At 33.5% G+C, this 17988-nt stretch carries 15 protein-coding genes; 5 read left to right on the top strand and 10 right to left on the bottom strand.

Features of this window, described 5'->3' with window-relative positions; all coding sequences use genetic code 11:
• Positions 1-42: 42 nt before the first annotated feature.
• The 6 genes from asnB to ACTB0X_RS11090 all read right to left on the bottom strand — a co-directional run bounded on the left by asnB (position 43) and on the right by ACTB0X_RS11090 (position 8481).
• Positions 43-1896, bottom strand: coding sequence for an asparagine synthase (glutamine-hydrolyzing) (gene asnB / locus ACTB0X_RS11115; RefSeq protein ID WP_463025094.1), 1854 nt, complete (start codon positions 1894-1896; stop codon positions 43-45).
• Between the two features lies 1 nt (position 1897).
• Complete coding sequence (locus ACTB0X_RS11110; RefSeq protein ID WP_463025093.1) at positions 1898-2764, bottom strand: glycosyltransferase family 2 protein; 867 nt, start codon at positions 2762-2764, stop codon at positions 1898-1900.
• On the bottom strand, positions 2761-3498 hold the full coding sequence (locus tag ACTB0X_RS11105) for a class I SAM-dependent methyltransferase (RefSeq protein ID WP_463025092.1): 738 nt from the start codon (positions 3496-3498) through the stop codon (positions 2761-2763). Before ACTB0X_RS11105 ends, ACTB0X_RS11110 begins: the two co-directional genes overlap by 4 nt.
• 267 nt (positions 3499-3765) lie before the next feature.
• On the bottom strand, positions 3766-6000 hold the full coding sequence (locus ACTB0X_RS11100; protein WP_463025091.1) for a sulfatase-like hydrolase/transferase: 2235 nt from the start codon (positions 5998-6000) through the stop codon (positions 3766-3768).
• Positions 6001-6082: 82 nt separating this feature from the next.
• Positions 6083-7156, bottom strand: coding sequence for an acyltransferase family protein (locus ACTB0X_RS11095; RefSeq protein ID WP_463025090.1), 1074 nt, complete (start codon positions 7154-7156; stop codon positions 6083-6085).
• Positions 7156-8481, bottom strand: coding sequence for a hypothetical protein (locus ACTB0X_RS11090; protein ID WP_463025089.1), 1326 nt, complete (start codon positions 8479-8481; stop codon positions 7156-7158). Before ACTB0X_RS11090 ends, ACTB0X_RS11095 begins: the two co-directional genes overlap by 1 nt.
• A 244-nt stretch (positions 8482-8725) precedes the next feature.
• On the opposite strand from ACTB0X_RS11090, the gene pckA reads away from it, so the two are divergent.
• The gene (pckA, locus tag ACTB0X_RS11085; RefSeq protein ID WP_463025088.1) at positions 8726-10339 is read left to right on the top strand and encodes a phosphoenolpyruvate carboxykinase (ATP); all 1614 of its coding nucleotides are present in this window, start codon (positions 8726-8728) and stop codon (positions 10337-10339) included.
• Positions 10340-10430: 91 nt separating this feature from the next.
• Here pckA and ACTB0X_RS11080 read toward each other — a convergent pair whose 3' ends face one another.
• The 4 genes from ACTB0X_RS11080 to ACTB0X_RS11065 all read right to left on the bottom strand — a co-directional run bounded on the left by ACTB0X_RS11080 (position 10431) and on the right by ACTB0X_RS11065 (position 13793).
• Complete coding sequence (locus ACTB0X_RS11080) at positions 10431-11219, bottom strand: acyltransferase (protein ID WP_463025086.1); 789 nt, start codon at positions 11217-11219, stop codon at positions 10431-10433.
• Between the two features lies 1 nt (position 11220).
• A complete protein-coding gene (locus ACTB0X_RS11075; RefSeq protein WP_463025085.1) occupies positions 11221-12138 on the bottom strand; it encodes a glycosyltransferase family 2 protein in 918 nt (305 codons plus the stop codon).
• Positions 12135-13277 (bottom strand): dTDP-4-amino-4,6-dideoxygalactose transaminase, encoded by a 1143-nt coding sequence (gene rffA / locus ACTB0X_RS11070; protein WP_463025084.1) that lies wholly within the window; start codon positions 13275-13277, stop codon positions 12135-12137. The genes ACTB0X_RS11075 and rffA overlap by 4 nt, the downstream gene beginning before the upstream one ends.
• 90 nt (positions 13278-13367) lie before the next feature.
• The gene (locus ACTB0X_RS11065; protein WP_463025083.1) at positions 13368-13793 is read right to left on the bottom strand and encodes a GNAT family N-acetyltransferase; all 426 of its coding nucleotides are present in this window, start codon (positions 13791-13793) and stop codon (positions 13368-13370) included.
• Between the two features lie 133 nt (positions 13794-13926).
• Here ACTB0X_RS11065 and ACTB0X_RS11060 point away from each other — a divergent pair, with 133 nt between their 5' ends.
• From ACTB0X_RS11060 to ACTB0X_RS11045, 4 genes are all read left to right on the top strand, one after another.
• Positions 13927-14964, top strand: coding sequence for an AAA family ATPase (locus tag ACTB0X_RS11060; protein ID WP_463025082.1), 1038 nt, complete (start codon positions 13927-13929; stop codon positions 14962-14964).
• A gap of 182 nt (positions 14965-15146) precedes the next feature.
• Positions 15147-16025 (top strand): DUF58 domain-containing protein, encoded by an 879-nt coding sequence (locus ACTB0X_RS11055; protein ID WP_463025081.1) that lies wholly within the window; start codon positions 15147-15149, stop codon positions 16023-16025.
• The gene (locus ACTB0X_RS11050; RefSeq protein WP_463025080.1) at positions 16025-16984 is read left to right on the top strand and encodes a hypothetical protein; all 960 of its coding nucleotides are present in this window, start codon (positions 16025-16027) and stop codon (positions 16982-16984) included. The genes ACTB0X_RS11055 and ACTB0X_RS11050 overlap by 1 nt, the downstream gene beginning before the upstream one ends.
• Positions 16981-17988 (top strand): vWA domain-containing protein, encoded by a 1008-nt coding sequence (locus tag ACTB0X_RS11045; RefSeq protein WP_463025079.1) that lies wholly within the window; start codon positions 16981-16983, stop codon positions 17986-17988. Before ACTB0X_RS11050 ends, ACTB0X_RS11045 begins: the two co-directional genes overlap by 4 nt.

The raw sequence follows: 17988 nt of genomic DNA, 5'->3' as shown, positions 1-17988 counted from the left end.
TGTCTTCTTCATTTTAGAGTAGGAAGAATAGTAAAAAATCAACTACTTTCTCAGTAGGATGAAATGATGAATCTGTATCAAAATCCAGATTCTATTGTATAAATGATCTTCTCCTTTCCTAAAACGTGTAACTAATTCAATTACAGAATTCCATTTAACAATGTTTGACTTCTTAATTACCTCCTCATTCAAATAATTATCTATTAAATAACTCAAATCAGACTTCAACCATTTCGCCAATGGAATAGAAAATCCTTTTTTAGGTCGATCAAACAGCCCTTTAGGGAGATAATCGTACAAAACCTCTTTAAGGATATACTTACTTACGCCATTTTTGTACTTTAAGCCTTCGTCAATATTTAAACTATACTCGACTAGCTTATGATTTAAAAGTGGCACTCTTACTTCTAATGAATGTTGCATAGAAGCCCGATCAACTTTCACCAATAAATCTTCCTTCAGGTAATACTTTAGGTCAAAGAAAGCTTGAGCTTCCATTGGTTTTAATTTTCTAGCTAGTATCCAATTCTCTTGTAATTCATTTCCCTTATCTGGGTCAACAAGAATTTCTTGAATCTCTTTTTGAGAAAATAAATACTGTTCTTGAGAAAAAATATGACTCCGTTTTGTATTCGCATTCGGATAGTTCATCACCAAATTACCGCGCTTTAACCGATCGTTTCCGAAAGTATTAATTAATGAAATCAGTGGCTTTCTTACTGCCTTTAATAAAGTATAATCCAACCGTTTTGACCACAGATGCATTCCATAGCCAAGAAACTGCTCGTCTCCTCCATCTCCAGATAAAACTACAGTTATAACTTTCTTTGCCATCTGTGAAACCAATAAAGTTGGAATAGCTGAAGAATCACCAAATGGTTCATCATAAATTGAAAGTAATTTCTCCACTTGATCTATTGCATCTTTCTCAGATAGAACATACTCGGTGTGATTTGTACCTAGGTATTCTGATATCTCTTTCGCATATTTACTTTCATCTGAAGAAGACTCTTTAAATCCGATTGTAAAGGTATTTATAGGTTTATTTGAGACACTTTGAGCGATAGAGGTTACTAGACTAGAATCGATACCACCACTCAGAAAACATCCCAATGGAACATCAGAAACCATCTGCGATTTAACAGACTCAATCAATAAACTCTTTAATTCCTTTTTTACAACTTTCTCGTCCGTTTTAGACTTCGACTCTATCGCATTGTTTAAACTCCAAAATTCTTTTAACTCTATCTTTCTATTCAAATCTATTGTTAAAGAATACCCAGAGGGAACTTTTCTTATCTCATTATAAATCGTTGACTCTTGAGGAGTATAGCCGTAATGCAGGATATCTGTGATAGAAGATCGATTAATCGAGACTTCCTGCTTATCAATTATAGATAAAATGCCTTTCATCTCAGAACAAAATGCAAACCTTCCCTCAGCTATATAATAATATATGGGTTTGATTCCCAATCGATCTCTGAATAACACCAATTGTTTTAAAGTCTTATCCCAAATAGCAATTGCAAACATTCCATTGAGTTTATCAATAAAAGATTCGCCCCAGTAGGCATATGCTTCAATAATAACTTCAGTATCAGACGATGTCGTTGGCGAAAAATTAGACTCTTTTGAAAGTTCTATTGCTATTTCACCAAAATTATAAACTTCTCCATTATACACCATTACAAACCGGCCACACTTGCTATTGAATGGTTGGTTAGCACTTTCAGTAACATCTAAAATACTCAATCGTCTGTGCGCTAAGCCTACTCCTATGTTTGATTCATAAAAAACTCCTTTTGCATCTGGACCTCTATGGGCAATTGCATCATTCATTTGCTGCAATTGGATTTCACCCCAACTAGTATTTATGAATCCTGATATACCGCACATATTATAAAAGTTTTAAGAAATAAAATGGAGACGATATAAATCCTCTTAATAGATACGGGATGGCTTTGACTGTTTTACCTAGTTTAAAATAAGCTCCACCAATGATATAAAATCCTTTAGCAATTGATTTAGATTTTAGATCGTTAGGTATAAAACCATTCCGAATTAACTCCAAATAGTAGCGCTCAGCGTCATTTACTAAAGAAATTGATAATTGATGTGACATGCTATTCTCTAGCACCCGATAAAGTAAATGATTCTCATCCGGTTTTACATAAATACCTTTCAATTCATATTTCTTTAATTGCAATAAGAAATATCGATCGGCATGACTTGCAATTTGTTGGTTAAATGAAATAGAATACTTCATTAAATCTGTCCTTCTAATCATATAATTAGAGGGGCAAGTGCTCACTGAAGGATCGTAAAACAAAATCTCCTCGGCAAGATTATTCCCTGCACCACGGATATGGTCTATTTGATCATTTCTATCTAATCCTTTGAATGAAACAACATCCGAAAATGTGTAACTCATACTATCATTTTCACTCAGTAATTCCACTCTACTTTTTAAGAAATTAGGAGTCATTAAGTCATCTGCATCAAAAAATACAATATACTTCCCAGTAGCCTTTTTGAAACCATTGTTTCTAGCATTAGAAACACCTGAATTTATTTGATTCAAAATTTTGATTCGATGGTCTAAAAAGGACTCTAAAATTGCTAAAGAATTATCTTTTGAACCATCATTCACTAAAATGATCTCAAAATCTTGCTCAGTTTGAATTAGAATGGATTCTATTGTTTCCCTAATAAACGGAGCAGCATTATAACAAGGAATAATAATACTTACTAACGGATCTCTCATACCTCCACTCTAACAAAGAATGTTTTGCATTGTAATATTTCACTTTGATCTAAAACCATATCGTAATCTTTTTCAGTTGGATACATAGATGGCTGACCGAAAGCATTCATGATATTATCTTGGATTTTCATTGGAATCTTTCTAATTCCACGCATATAAAGTACATTTTCTACCTTCTCTGCTAAACTACTATTATTATACCGAGTATATTTTTGACCAAACAACTGATAAGTATCAAAATGAACTTCTAATAATTCGACAAACTCTTTATAATACCATTCTTGAGTATGATAAGGATTAGTTACAATTCCTGAAGGGCTGTTAATTAATTTATTAGGCGTTGAAATAAAGAGCTTCCCTCCTTTCTTGGTTACGCGTTTAAACTCAGTAATCATTTCATTAAAAGCGGTGGTATGTTCTATAGTCTCAAATGATACCAATACATCAAAAGTGTTGTCATCAAAATTCAATTGAGTCCCGTCCATTGCTTGAAAAGATAGATTACTTGCGTTCCACGAATCCTTGCAAAGTTCAATTGTTTCAGAGGATAGGTCTCCTCCGATTACATTCCCATTTATCTTTGAAGCTAATAGATTAGATCCAAAACCAGTACCACAAGCAATATCCAATATATCCTCTTTCCCTTTTAATTGTTTAATCACTTCATTATAGCGATGAACATGCTCGCCCCACCATGGACTAACCTCATTTAACTCTTGACGCTCTGATGACATAATTTTTGATCTAATTTTATATGATTCTGAACCTATTTATCAGCTAAAAATACATGAAAACCTTTAATTCCACCTCTGACTAATAATTGCTTCATCTGGCTATTTTTTTAAACTCCAATAAATCTCAAAAATAGCAATTGAACAACAAAAAGGCACTAAAATAATCTTGAATAAATTAATTTGAAATACCTACATAAGAAATTCATGTAACTATTTTATAATTAGGTTTCTATAAAGTATTTCCAGCATTTGAAAATAGCTTTACATTTAAAATTGCCATTTATCAGCATAGATTCCATAAATATAATCCATTTCAAATCTTACTACATAATCTTCATCTATCCCAGCATCAAAATTTAAATGAAAAGCATATACTTTAATGTCATTTGATTTTAATTCTTCTAAAAATGTGTGATTTGATCTAATAAATCTTCTCGATATGGCTACATGCTTTATTTTATTATCTATCAGCCATTTTAATTTACGTTTACCCATTGGCTCAAAAACTCCTTGAGAGGGCATTGCGGAAAGAATTCCTGCTTTCTGCCCTTGCAATACTGCTTTTTCAGTGAATAGCTCCATCATCAATCGATTCTTATCAATAAATTTTTTAGAAAAGTCTAAAGGATCATTTACTTTGTCAGTAATTAATTTGCAATCAGGATGATTGAGAAACCATTTATTTATTTCAACCATACCGATTGGAGTAAATAAACCTTGTATTTTGTGTTTCATAAACTCATTTAAACTAACTGGAACTTCACCTTTATAATTTGTGAACCTCTTCCAAGACTCCCAATCGTGAGCCGCAACATAACTTCCGTCTGAAGTTTTAATAATATCCAGTTCAAAAAGTCGAAATCCTTTACTATAACTCAAGTTCAATGCTTCTAATGAATTTGTATAATCAAAACCATCTATCAATCCGCCGCCATGTGCGATAAATCGATTCGTATCTTCACTATATTCCACGTAATTCTTACTTACGGTTGGAATTTCAAAACTCTCATATACTAACCGTTGAAATCCAGAAAGATTTAAGGCCGTTAACAAATTTAAATTTTCTTCAATAAATTTATTTTTATCTTCTAATAAATACTCTGACAAAAAATGAGCATTATGTTCGACAGCTGCCCCACTCAAGATCATTTTTGGTAAGTCAATTTGATTAATCGTCTTTGTACTCTCAATATTCAAACTTTCAGCTGATGCATTGGTAATTAAATAAAGTTCTCTTTCACCAGTTTCATTAAAAATTGAAGGGTTCCCCATTTTTAAATGATCGGGAAATATGTAAATGATTGTATTTTCTAACAATCCATTTTGCTCTAAATAATCGATAAACTCACCCAAACTATGATCTACGGCTGAAACCATAAATTCCATATTCGATTCCCTTTCAGGTAAAATATTCTCAAATCGATCATCATAAATTCCATCAGGAAAATGAGTATCAAGCGTTGAAATAAAAAGTGCAAAAGGTTCTTTTTTTGTATTTTTTTCGAATACTATATGTTTTGCTTTCTCAAACAGATCTTTATCTCTGATTTTTTCTTTTAACTGCGACTTATCTATGACAAAATTTATATTAAAAGCATTTAACATATCTTCGGTTCCGGAAAACTGAGCGTCGGCTGAAAGAAAAGTTGTTTCATAATTTGCAACATTAAAAACCTCAACCAGACTAGTTACTTCTGAATGATAAGCCCCTTGAAATATATCATTCGCATCTGCGCCAAAAAGCGCTGGAAAACCTGTCATATATGCATATAAAGAGCCACTAGTCCAACCTGCACCAGTATTTTGTTTCATCGAATAAAAATTCCATGTAGACTTCAATTTATTGAGGTTTGGTGTTAAATCTTTTTTAGATTCATGTAAAAAACCTTTTTCTATAGACTCTAGTGAGATTATTATTACATTTTTACCTCCTGTCGATTGCAAAGAGGCAGGTTTAGTATAATTAGTAATCCCTAAATTGTGTAAATTTTCATCGAAGTTAGAATCTACTTCACGGAGCATAGAAAACAATTCATAGTTCCTTTTAAAAACTCCATTACTAACTGTCAGCGCATTAATACATACAATTACAGTTAATACCCCAAGAACATATTTAACAGACTTATTTTTTAATTGAGAAATTTTCTTACTTAAGATTTCGAATAAATCTGAAGATTTATAAAAAAAGAAACAAAATAGTCCGATCAAAATTGCAAATAGGATAATTTGTAACGAATACAGTTCTAACATGCTAAAAACATCCCTTGTATTGAGGTGAGTGTAAAACCCATAACCAATAAATTTTTTCACAAAATACAATGAGGTCAGTTGAAGTATCAAATAAACCGAACACAAGAGAGAAATAAAAAGTCTGATCAACTTATTTATGATAAATACATTCAAAAATATTAATAACAGTAACAAAAATACTAATTGAGAATATTCAAACTTTGAACCAAAAAGATGAAAATAATCTTTGAAAAAGTTAATTATGAATGCCATTGAAGTTTGTAAATTATTTTGGTTTTCAAATTAGAACCGTATTAGATATTGGCAAAAGTATTAAAAGTTTAAAGTAAAAAATTTAAAGATTTGAGTATCGTAAATCTTTGATTCTTAAAAAAAATGACTCCAAATAATGATATGAAATCCAAGAAACAATAATACTCAACAATACTACTAAGCTATAAACAATTAAGTAATTAATTAATAAGAATTCTTCAAAGTTTATAACGCTACTTAAAAAGTAAATTAAAACTGGATGATATACATAAAGTCCAAATGAGATCTTTCCAATAAAATTTGCCCACTTTTTCTCGAGATTAATAAAACTACTTTTTGTAACCTGACCAATAATAATGAAAACAGTAACAATTGAAATAATCTCATTATCAAGAAAAGATGCGATATGAAATTGATTAAGCATGGCTAATAAATAGACCAACCATGAAATGATTTGAGTTATCTTGTTTGATGAAAAATTTATAAAAAATGCATTTTTATTGTAAAACAAAATTGATCCTGCGGCTCCCATAAGCATGCAATGAAATCTATTAATATGCAATAGTTCTTCAAAAAAAGAACCGGGAACAAAAACATGAAGTACTGTTTTCAAACCTACTAAAACAATAATTCCCACAATTGAAATCCTAAACAGCAAAGAATTTTTTACTCGACAAATAATTGGCCAAAAAATATAGAATTGTTCTTCAACACCTAAAGACCAGTAATGCCCAAGAAAGGGTATGGTATGTCCAAAAGCAAACCCAAAGTTAGCACTTAGAAAAATATAGAATGAAAGATCAGGGTAATTATATTCAATATTGAATAAGGCTAGAGTTAATAGAACAATTATTATGTAGAAATAATATAATGGCCATATCCTAAGGATCCTTCTGAAGTAGAACTTTTTTAAATCAACTCCATTTTTTTGCTTTTCCTTGAGCAGTAGGTATGTAATTAAGAATCCACTTAGGACAAAAAAAATAGTGACTCCGTACCCCGCAAAATCCAAGGTACGCATTTCCCCGTTTTCAAGATATCCAAAAATGTCCTTTTTCAATCCGAAAGCTTCTAATCTTAATGTAGTATGAGCCAATATTACAGTGACTGCAGCTATCGCTCTCAAACCATTCAGTCCTGACAAATAATTTTTCACTACGTAACTTTATTGAGTTTACTGGCGCTCAGCCATATTAAAAAAAATGGCAACGCTTGTATTTTAAATCTAGCCAATGCACCATAATTATAGGATGTAATGCCAACAAGTGCACCAAAAACAAGGGTATAAATTATTGCAAACTTTAAGATATTGTTGTTGGCAATAGGAAAAAATAATTTCCACTTTCTTTTTGTGATAAACCTTAAAAATAGAAAAAAGTAGAAATAGCTTTCTATTGCTGTAAAGAGCATAACAGGAGATTTGATTTCCCAAGGAAAAGGTCCAAAATAGGTAACTAAAATAGCTAATGGAGCTTTACTAAAGATACCAAAAAAGGTATATTCAGTAATTCCCAAACTATAACTAGAACCTCCTAAAATGGTATGCCAAGAATGAAAGCCTTGAATCGTTGTAATGGTTTCTTTTTGTGCAATTAATATTTCTTTTTGAAAAGACTGAAAGCCAAGTACCATTATCCCAAAAACTATAGATAATAAAATGAAATTAATAAAATAGCCCACTACCTTTTTTTGCTTAGCTAGCGGAATCTTAGTAATCTCATTGAAATAAGTAACCACTAAAGATAATATTAAACTATAGAAGACATAGCCTTTCAACTTGACCATGAAAGAGCTAAATACTATTCCTAAAATAAGCATTATCAACCACGTAATATTGAGTTTTCTTTTTGCTTTTGTAAACAGAGTAACAAAAAAGTTGAAAATAAATACAAAGAAAATAAATACAAATGTATCTTTTAATATACCTGTTCCCCAGAATAATAAAGATGGAATAAATAAAATATAATACAATTTTGGAGCATAAACTCCTGAATTATAAAGTGATGAATTAATAACCTTAAACAAACTCCAATTGGCAACAAAACTTAGTGCCGCAAGTATAATACTAGCTCCTAAAAATGAATTTCCTCCAAAAAAGCAAAAAATTGCACTTAATTTCATGGTTAGAAAAGTATCCTCACCGTTTTCTTCACCTAACCAACTCACAATATATTTTAGTTCATAAGGTACTTCACTTATGTTGAGAGGAATTATTTTAAATGTATCAATTGGATATGAATACAACATTTCAATAATACTTCTACCTCCCCTGAAGTAATAATATGAGTCACCTCCTCCATAATAAAAACCATAAACCAAACAGAAACAAATGGAACCTATGATATGGGCGAGTAATGAAGGAAAATAAAATCGATAATTGGCATATCCTTTCGCAAGCTGATTGTTTTTATACAACCATCCCGCTCCCAATAGAAGAAGCGAATAAAATAATCCTAAAATTCCATCAAAAAGGGTTAACATAGTGCTTTTTTATGATTGGCAAATGTGCAAAAATATAACTGAATATTTGAATTTTATATGACTTTATCACCACCACCCAGTTAATATCTAGTGGCTAAAAAGTAGAAAAAAACCTTCTTATTTCTAAAAACTTGGATTACTTTTGCAGTGTTAAATATCTTTTATTTTTAAAGCGAAACAATTAACAGAAACTTAAACTTAGAAATACGTCTCTGTTATTCTTAGAAATCAAAACATAAATTTTATGACTGAATTTGGATTAAAAGCCAAAAATGCTTCCATTGCTTCTTTGGGATTAAAAAATGTATCTGCTGCATTTTGGAACTTGGAGCCTGCTCAATTAATTGAAGATACTATTATCAGAGGGGAAGGCGCTATGGCTTCTACGGGAGCACTAGCTGTTGATACCGGTGAATTCACTGGACGTTCTCCAAAAGATCGTTTTATCGTAATGGATGAGATCACAAAAGATGCCGTTTGGTGGGGAGATATCAATATCAAATTTGATGCTGATAAGTTCGATAGTCTTTACAACAGAGTAACTTCGTATTTAGCTAATCGTGAAGTGTATGTAAGAGATGCCTATGCGTGTGCAAGTGACAAGTATAAAATGAATTTAAGAGTAGTAACCGAGTTTCCTTGGTCTAATCTATTCGCTAGCAATATGTTCTTGAGACCAACTCAAGAAGAAATAATGAATTTTGATCCGGAATGGTCAATTATTTGTGCTCCAGGATTTATGGCAGACCCAGAAATCGATGGTACAAGACAACACAATTTTGCCATTATGAATTTTGGCAAAAAGATTCTTTTAATTGGTGGAACTGGTTATACTGGTGAAATCAAAAAAGGCGTTTTCTCAGCATTGAACTTTATTTTACCTCACCAAAAGAACGTGCTTTCTATGCACTGTTCAGCTAATGTTGGAAAAGATGGCGATACTGCTGTTTTCTTTGGACTTTCAGGTACCGGAAAAACTACTTTATCATCTGATCCAAATAGACGATTAATTGGTGATGATGAGCATGGTTGGGACGATGATTCAGTTTTCAACTTTGAAGGTGGATGTTATGCAAAATGCATCGACTTAAAAAGAGAAAATGAGCCTCAAATATTTGACGCTATTAAATTTGGAGCACTTCTAGAAAATATCAATTTTATTGATGGCACTTCTGAAGTTGACTTTATGGATTCAGAAAAAACTGAAAATACAAGAGTTTCCTACCCTATCAACCACATTGACAACATTCAAGAAGGTTCAGCCGGACCTGCGCCTAAGAATATCTTCTTTTTAACTTGTGATGCTTACGGTGTTTTACCTCCGATCTCAAAGTTAACTCCTGGTCAAGCAATGTACCATTTCATTTCAGGTTACACTGCAAAAGTAGCAGGAACTGAAGCAGGTATTACTGAGCCAACAACTGCATTTTCTGCTTGTTTTGGAGCTCCATTTATGCCTTTGCATCCAACTAAGTATGCTGAGATGTTAGGTAACAAAATGCGTGAGAACAATGTAAAGGTTTGGTTGATTAACACCGGATGGTCAGGTGGTGCATACGGTACTGGAAAACGTTTGAGTTTAAAGTACACAAGAGCAATGATTACTGCTGCATTAGAAGGCGAGTTAAACAATGTGAATTATACTACTCACGAAGTTTTTGGTTTAGCGATGCCAACGGAATGCCCGAATGTTCCAAGTGAAATATTAAGTCCAAAAAATACGTGGTCTGATAAAGAAGCTTATGACAAAAAAGCAAATATACTAGCAGATTCATTTGCAAAGAACTTTACTAAATATGAAGAATACGCTAATGAAGAGATAATGGCAGGATCGCCAAAATCTATTGTTAGTCAGTAGACTCTAATAATGATACAAAAAAGGGTAAATCTGAATTCAGATTTACCCTTTTTTATTTTATGTAAATTAACTTTAATTGCTAACTATCAAACTACAAGGGAGTAAATTTCGCCTTTTCAGGCAGTAGAAATTTCATGAATGCTATCTCTTCCTTAGATTGTCTCTTAGTGTATTCTCTCGTGGAAACAATGAAATAAGAAATATTATCTCCTAAAATGGCCTCACTTCTTTCTTTCACTATTTTGATCTTGGATGAATCCACGCCAGACAACGAAAAATATTCTTTCATCTTTAGAAACTTATCCTCTATAGATACGGAGTCAAACTGAAAACCCATTTTATCGGATACCGATTTTGCAGGAGAACCAGCATAAATCGTATTGTATTCCATGTCTTTTGTAATTACTGAACCCACAAGGGCAATCGATTTATCCTGAGCGGTTATTGGAGAGACAATACTATGTCCTACAAACCAAACATCATTGCCTATAACAAGTTGTTTCTCTCCTAAAAAACGACATCCTTCTAAGGTATCTCCAAATTTAATATGCGACCATAACTGCGAATGAGCTCCAATTCCACAATTATTTCCAATGGCTACCCCTCCAACAGAATCTAATAAACAATACTGTCCCATCCATAAGTTGTGTCCTATTCTACAAGGTTTATTCCCATGAATGTTAGAATCATGATGAATTTTCCCATAATCTCCCATTACAAAATCATCACATATGATTTGAACATTCTCTCCTATATAGACATTATCACCAATGACAATTCTTTTTGCATTTCCATTGATTCCTCGAATAATTGCTGACGGTTCTATGATAGTGTTAATTCCGATTTCAATATGATCTGCAAAAATGTTAGTTGAATCCATTTTAGTTTAGCTTTTCTTTAATGATGTAGGTTGGTCGATCTTTAGCAGCATCAAATACTTTTCCTAAATAAATCCCTAAAATTCCTAAAAACAAAACAATCAGTCCTGACAAAAACCAGATCGAAATGATAATACTCGCGAATCCAGAAATAAGAATTTCACCGGAGAGGTATGAAAACATATAATAAATTCCAATAACAAATGATAGAATTGAAATTACGACTCCCACTCTTACCATCATGATAAGTGGTTTATTTGAAAAAGAAATTATTATGTCAAAAGCTAATGCAAATAAGGTTTTGTAGGTATACGAAGATTCGCCATGCTCTCTTTTATTGTGAACAACATCAATGCTTGTACTTTTAAATCCAACCCATTGAATTAAAATTGGGAATACTCGAATTTTATCCTTCATCTCTATCAATGCATGAATAACTTTTCGATGATAGATTCCAAAGTTAGCGACAGTATTGTCATACTTGGTATTGGTTAAGTAACCAAACAGCCAATAAAACACCTTAGAAAACAACTTCTTAAAGTAGGAATCCTTTCTCAATATTCTTTTTGCAGTTACTAAATCATACCCTTCTTGGCTTTTCTTATATAAATTCGCTATTTCTTCAGGACGATCTTGCAAATCTCCATCCATCACCACCATCCATTCACCTTTTGCCATCTCGAGTCCGGCAGAGATAGCATAGTGTTGCCCAAAGTTTCGACTAAAATTTATGCCTTTAACACGAGTATCGTTGTTAGCCAGTTCGCTTATTATTTCCCAGTCATTTTCAGGACTACAATCATTTACTAGAATGATTTCAAAATCCGTTGAAATTGGTTCCAAAGCATTAACTAAACGATTCTTTAATTCTAAAAGAGTGTCGCTACTTCTATAACATGGTATGATAATGGAAAATTTCACCGGTTCGCTTTTATAAAGTTTTCAATTAATTCAATCACCTTATCTTGATCCTTTTCAGCCAATTCATAAAACAAGGGTAACCTCAATAAACAATCAGAATATTGATCACTATTTATCAACTCTCGACCGTCATGTTTATCTGCGTAGAAAGCACTTTTATGCAATGACAAATAATGAAAAACTGCAAATATATCTTGTTCTTGAAATTTTTCTATCAACTTCAATCGCTCTAACTTAGAATTGCAATTGATGTAAAAAATATGGTAATTATTGGTTGCGTAATTAGGCACGGTTGGCGAAATAAAATATTTTTTCAATAGCGTTTCGTACCTCTCCCAAATTTCTTTTCGCCTCTTTTGGATGGATTCCATATTCTCCAATTGTGCCCACAAAAATGCAGCGATCACCTCTGAGGGAAGGAATGAAGAACCTATATCTACCCAACCGTATTTGTCAATATCCCCTCTAAAAAAGGCTGAACGGTTTGTCCCTTTTTCCCAGATTATTTCAGCACGATCAATGAATTGTTCATCATTTATGGCCAACAAACCACCTTCTCCAGAAACAATATTCTTTGTCTCATGAAAAGAGAATGCAGCTAAATGTCCAATACTTCCCAAAGCTTTAGTTGTTCCGTCAGAAAAAGTATAATAACTATCTATTGCCTGAGCAGCATCTTCCACCACAAATAAGTTATGCCTAACCGCTATATCCATAATCTTTTCCATGTCACAAGCTACACCTGCATAATGAACTGGAACAATAGCAACTGTTTTTTCTGAAATTAATGCTTCCATCGCATTTTCGTCTATGCCGGGATGGTCTTTTCGGCTATCACAAAAAACAATCTTCGCTCCTCTTAATACAAATGCATTGGCTGTTGAAACAAACGTATATGAAGGCATGATAACTTCATCGCCTGCTTTTACATTGAGCAGAATTGCTGCCATTTCTAGAGCATCAGTGCAGGAAGTAGTCAATAAAGCTTTTCGGATTCCAAATTGATCTTCAAAAAACTGATGGCATTTTTTTGTAAACGATCCGTTCCCAGAAATATGACCAGACTTTACCGCTTCTTCTATATACTTGGTTTCATTTCCAGTAAAGTAGGGTTTGTTAAATGGAATACGTTCTGACATCTGTTTTTAAGATAAATCTCTAATCAAGCATTATGCTTTGCTAAAGATATTTAAATTCAAATAATGGGCAAGGTTTATAGTGAGTTGACTTTACTTTTTTAGCACCATCTTAAAATGCTCTATTTCACATTCAGTAAACTGATCGCCTACTTTCTGAAAACCAATGCGCTCATAAAAAGGAATGGCTTTTAGCTGTGCATGAAGGTAAACGGTGTCTGATTTATCCTTCACATCATTAATGACTTCTTTTAACAATGCACTGCCATAGCCTTTATTCCTATACGCTGATAGTAAGGCAAATCGCTCACATTTTATTCTATCTCCGATGAATCTCCAACGAGCAGTTGCAATTGGATTCCCTTCCACTTTTAGTAAATAATGGTGTGAGTCTTCTTCGAATTCATCAAATTCATCGGCTTCACTTACTTGTTGCTCTTCTACAAAAACTATTTTACGAATTGCAAAAGCGATTTCTAATTCTACTGTATTTCCTTTATCCAATCTTAAAATTTGCATTTTTTCACTCATTTGTGGGTTAACCATAATTAATGTTAAGTCGAGTAAGGTGTTAACAATATTTAACAGCCCGTAGTCAGTGGTTTGTAGGGTCATTATATAATTTAGTCCTCATCAAAAATAAGTGGATAATATGGAAGAATCAAACACTACAGAAACAACTACTGCACCTATTAATCAAGTTGCAGACATTAAGTCTATTAATGAGAAAATCCAGAAGGAAAGTGCATTTGTAGATTTATTAACCATGGAGATGAACAAGGTCATTGTGGGCCAAAAGTACATGGTAGAGCGGCTTCTTGTTGGGTTACTTGCAGATGGTCACATCTTATTAGAAGGTGTTCCGGGGTTAGCAAAAACACTAGCTATTAATACATTGGCTACTTGTGTGGATGCACAATTTAGTCGTATTCAATTTACTCCTGACCTATTGCCAGCCGATTTAATTGGAACCATGATTTATAGTCAGAAGAAAGAAGAGTTCTCTATCAAGAAGGGACCAATTTTCGCCAACTTCGTATTGGCTGATGAAATCAACAGGGCTCCTGCAAAAGTGCAAAGTGCTTTGTTGGAAGCGATGCAAGAGAAACAAATCACCATTGGTGAAGAAACGTTTAAGCTTCCAAAGCCATTTTTAGTTTTGGCGACACAAAACCCGGTAGAGCAAGAAGGAACTTATCCATTGCCTGAAGCACAAGTCGATCGATTTATGCTGAAAGTGGTTTTGGATTACCCAAAGAAAGAAGAAGAAAAACTAATCGTAAGAAGCAACTTAGCACAAGCAGGAATGCCGAAAGCGAGTAAAGTAATTAGTCCTGATGACATTATTAGAGCAAGAGCTGCTGTACGAGAGGTGTATATGGATGAAAAAATCGAGCAATATATTATTGACATTGTATTTGCAACTCGATTTCCTCAAGATTATGGCTTAGAACGTTTCAAAGATCTAATCAGTTTTGGTGGTTCACCAAGAGCGAGCATTAGTTTAGCATTGGCTTCAAAAGCTTACGCTTTCATCAAGCGAAGAGGATATGTAATCCCAGAAGATGTACGTGCCATCTGTAAAGATGTATTGTGCCACAGAATTGGATTAACCTACGAGGCAGAAGCGGAAGAAATTAGCCGTGAAGACATCGTAAACGAAATATTAAATGCAGTAGAAGTGCCCTAGTAGTTAGAAAGAAAACTAATTCTACCAATTAGATTTTTAAAAGACGTAATCAAAATAAATGAATACATTTTAAAAATTATAATTGGTGAATGCCGAACAGTTAGATAAGGAGCATACGAAGAGTGAGTAGGCGACATTAGATAACTAAATCGGTATTATTAATTCATCAATTTACAGCATTAATGACCGATACAAAAACTCTTTTAAAGCGAGTTAGAAAGATTGAGATAAAAACCAAAGGTCTTTCTAATCAGATATTTTCTGGCGAATACCATTCCGCTTTCAAGGGAAGAGGTATGGCTTTTAGCGAAGTGAGGGAGTATCAGCCAGGCGATGAAATTAAAACCATCGACTGGAATGTAACCGCTCGTTTCAATAAGCCTTACATCAAAGTCTTTGAAGAAGAACGAGAGATGACAGTGATGTTAATTGTCGATGTCAGTGGCTCAGGAGAATTCGGAACTCAAGAGAAAACCAAACAAGAACAAATCATAGAAATATGTGCAGTATTGGCTTTTTCAGCCATTCAGAACAACGATAAAGTTGGAGTCATTTTCTTTAGTGATCAAATAGAAAAATTCATACCTCCCAAAAAGGGAAAGAGCCACATTTTAATGATTATTAGAGAATTATTAGAATTCAAACCAGTCAGTAAGGGAACAAGTATCAAAGAAGCATTGGGTTACTTTAATCGAGTGATTAAACGGAAATGTACGGCTTTTTTGATTTCAGACTTTATCGACAATCAGTTTGAAGACAGTTTGAAAATGGCCAACAATAAACACGATTTAATCGCATTAAATATTTTTGACATTCGTGAAGAAGAGTTACCTGATGTAGGCTTAATTCAATTGAGAGATGCAGAAACTGGTCAGCAAAAATGGGTAAACAGTAGTGATAAAGAAGTTCGATTAGATTTCAAAAAAGAAGTCCTCCGACGTAAAAAACTACTGGAACAAACCTTTAGAAAAAGTGGTGTTGATGTGGCAAATATATCAGCACACGAATCTTATGTTGGCCCTTTAATGAACCTATTTAAAAGAAGAGAATTCAGAAGATAATGAGAAAACACGTTTTAATATTCTTTTCCTTTTTGTTGTTGAGCGCTATCAGTTATGCGCAATCGAGCATTAGCGACGTTTTAGCAACAATTGATACCAGTAAGATTCAAGTTGGAGAGCAAACAGACATCTATTTAGAAGCTACCTTTCTATCAGGTTCAGACATCATATTTCCTGCTTTAAAGGATACACTTTATGGTGGAATTGAAATTGTAGACATTAAAGAAATAGATACGGCTTATGAAGCTGATGTGAAGTACAAAAAACTTTCTCAACGATTAACAATCACTGCGTGGGATAGCGGCTTCTACCCTATTCCGCCATTTGAGTTTATCATCAATGGAGAAACATTTAAAACGAAAGCATTGATGTTGGAAGTTTCAAATGTTACAATTGAAGCAGAGGCAGATATTAAGGACATTAAAAGCATTAATGAAACAGCATTCTCATTCAAGGAGTTTTTCAAAATCTATTGGCCGTATTTTGTTGCTGGATTAGTACTTATCGGTTTGATTGTATTCTTGATTTATTACTTCAAAAACAAGCCGAAGGTAGAGAAAATCAAGGAAATTATTAAGCCTAGCATTCCTCCACATATTACAGCTATAGAAGCATTGAAGCAATTGGAGGTTAAAAAATTATGGCAACAGGACAAAACGAAAGAGTATTACTCAGAGTTGACTCATATCTTACGTCAATATCTAGAGCACCGTTTTGAGATTCATGCATTAGAGCAAACGTCTGATGAAATTATAACCGCATTGCGATACACAGAAATTGACGAAGCAGAAAAGCGTAGATTAATTAAAGTATTGATGATCGCTGACATGGTGAAGTTTGCCAAAGAAAAACCCGTAGCTTCTGAAAATGAAATGGTGATTAAAGAGGCTCAAATTATCATTGAAAATACAAAATTGATCGAGGCAGAACAGAAGAAAGAAGAGGAGGATAAGTCATGACAGAGTGGATTAATAATATTCAGTTTGCCAACCCAAGTTTTTTCTTGCTGTTTGCCTTATTGCCAATCGTTTTATTGTGGTATTTTTTGCAATTGAAACGTAAAAATGCAGATTTGAAATTCTCTAGCTTGAGCTGGATAAATTCAGTTAATAAATCCATGAAAGTGATGTTGAGACATACTCCTTTCATATTGGAGATCATTACGCTGACTGCAACCATCTTTGTATTGGCTCGTCCTCAATCTTCTTTGAGTTATCAAAATGTGGTGACCGAAGGAATTGACATTATGATTGCTTTCGACATTTCAGGCTCCATGTTGGCGGAAGATTTAAAACCGAATAGAATCGAAGCTTCCAAGGAAGTAGCCATCAACTTCATCAAAGAACGACCACAAGATCGTATTGGTTTGGTGGTTTATAGTGGCGAGAGTTTTACTCAATGTCCGTTAACAACTGATCACTCTGTGGTGGTTAATTTGTTTAAAGATGTAAAAAATGGAATGATTGAAGATGGAACCGCCATTGGTTTAGGTTTAGCGACAGCAGTCAATCGATTGAGAGAAAGTGATGCGAAAAGCAGGGTCATCATTTTATTAACTGATGGTAGTAATACCGCAGGAAGTATTCCTCCATTGACAGCTGCTGAGATTGCGAGGGAGTTCGGAGTTCGCGTCTACACGATTGGTGTTGGTACTAATGGAAAGGCCCCTTTTCCTGTTACGGATGCTTTTGGAAGAAGTCGATATGAAATGGTGGATGTGAAGATCGATGAAAAGACGTTGACTGACATTGCTAAAACAACTGGTGGAAAATACTTTAGAGCGACAAATAATCGCAAACTAGCTGAAATCTATTCTGAAATAGATCAACTGGAAAAGTCAAAAATTGAAGTCACTGAATACCGAAGAAAAAAAGAAGAATACCTCCCATTTGCATTGATCGCTTCGGTGAGTTTATTATTGGCAATAGTGCTCAAAACAACTGTATTTAAATCCATTACTTAA

This window comes from Acidiluteibacter sp. (assembly GCF_055129545.1).
This window is presented reverse-complemented; position numbering and strand designations above follow the sequence as displayed.

Excerpts from the sequence above, each read along its gene's own strand:
- ACTB0X_RS11045 (WP_463025079.1), top strand. The coding sequence starts at position 16,981 with ATGACAGAGTGGATTAATAATATTCAGTTTGCCAACCCAAGTTTTTTC.
- ACTB0X_RS11080 (WP_463025086.1), bottom strand. The coding sequence starts at position 11,219 with ATGGATTCAACTAACATTTTTGCAGATCATATTGAAATCGGAATTAAC.
- ACTB0X_RS11090 (WP_463025089.1), bottom strand. The coding sequence starts at position 8,481 with ATGTTAACCCTTTTTGATGGAATTTTAGGATTATTTTATTCGCTTCTT.
- pckA (WP_463025088.1), top strand. The coding sequence starts at position 8,726 with ATGACTGAATTTGGATTAAAAGCCAAAAATGCTTCCATTGCTTCTTTG.
- rffA (WP_463025084.1), bottom strand. The coding sequence starts at position 13,277 with ATGTCAGAACGTATTCCATTTAACAAACCCTACTTTACTGGAAATGAA.
- ACTB0X_RS11100 (WP_463025091.1), bottom strand. The coding sequence starts at position 6,000 with ATGGCATTCATAATTAACTTTTTCAAAGATTATTTTCATCTTTTTGGT.
- ACTB0X_RS11065 (WP_463025083.1), bottom strand. The coding sequence starts at position 13,793 with ATGCAAATTTTAAGATTGGATAAAGGAAATACAGTAGAATTAGAAATC.
- asnB (WP_463025094.1), bottom strand. The coding sequence starts at position 1,896 with ATGTGCGGTATATCAGGATTCATAAATACTAGTTGGGGTGAAATCCAA.
- ACTB0X_RS11060 (WP_463025082.1), top strand. The coding sequence starts at position 13,927 with ATGGAAGAATCAAACACTACAGAAACAACTACTGCACCTATTAATCAA.
- ACTB0X_RS11110 (WP_463025093.1), bottom strand. The coding sequence starts at position 2,764 with ATGAGAGATCCGTTAGTAAGTATTATTATTCCTTGTTATAATGCTGCT.
- ACTB0X_RS11055 (WP_463025081.1), top strand. The coding sequence starts at position 15,147 with ATGACCGATACAAAAACTCTTTTAAAGCGAGTTAGAAAGATTGAGATA.
- ACTB0X_RS11105 (WP_463025092.1), bottom strand. The coding sequence starts at position 3,498 with ATGTCATCAGAGCGTCAAGAGTTAAATGAGGTTAGTCCATGGTGGGGC.
- ACTB0X_RS11050 (WP_463025080.1), top strand. The coding sequence starts at position 16,025 with ATGAGAAAACACGTTTTAATATTCTTTTCCTTTTTGTTGTTGAGCGCT.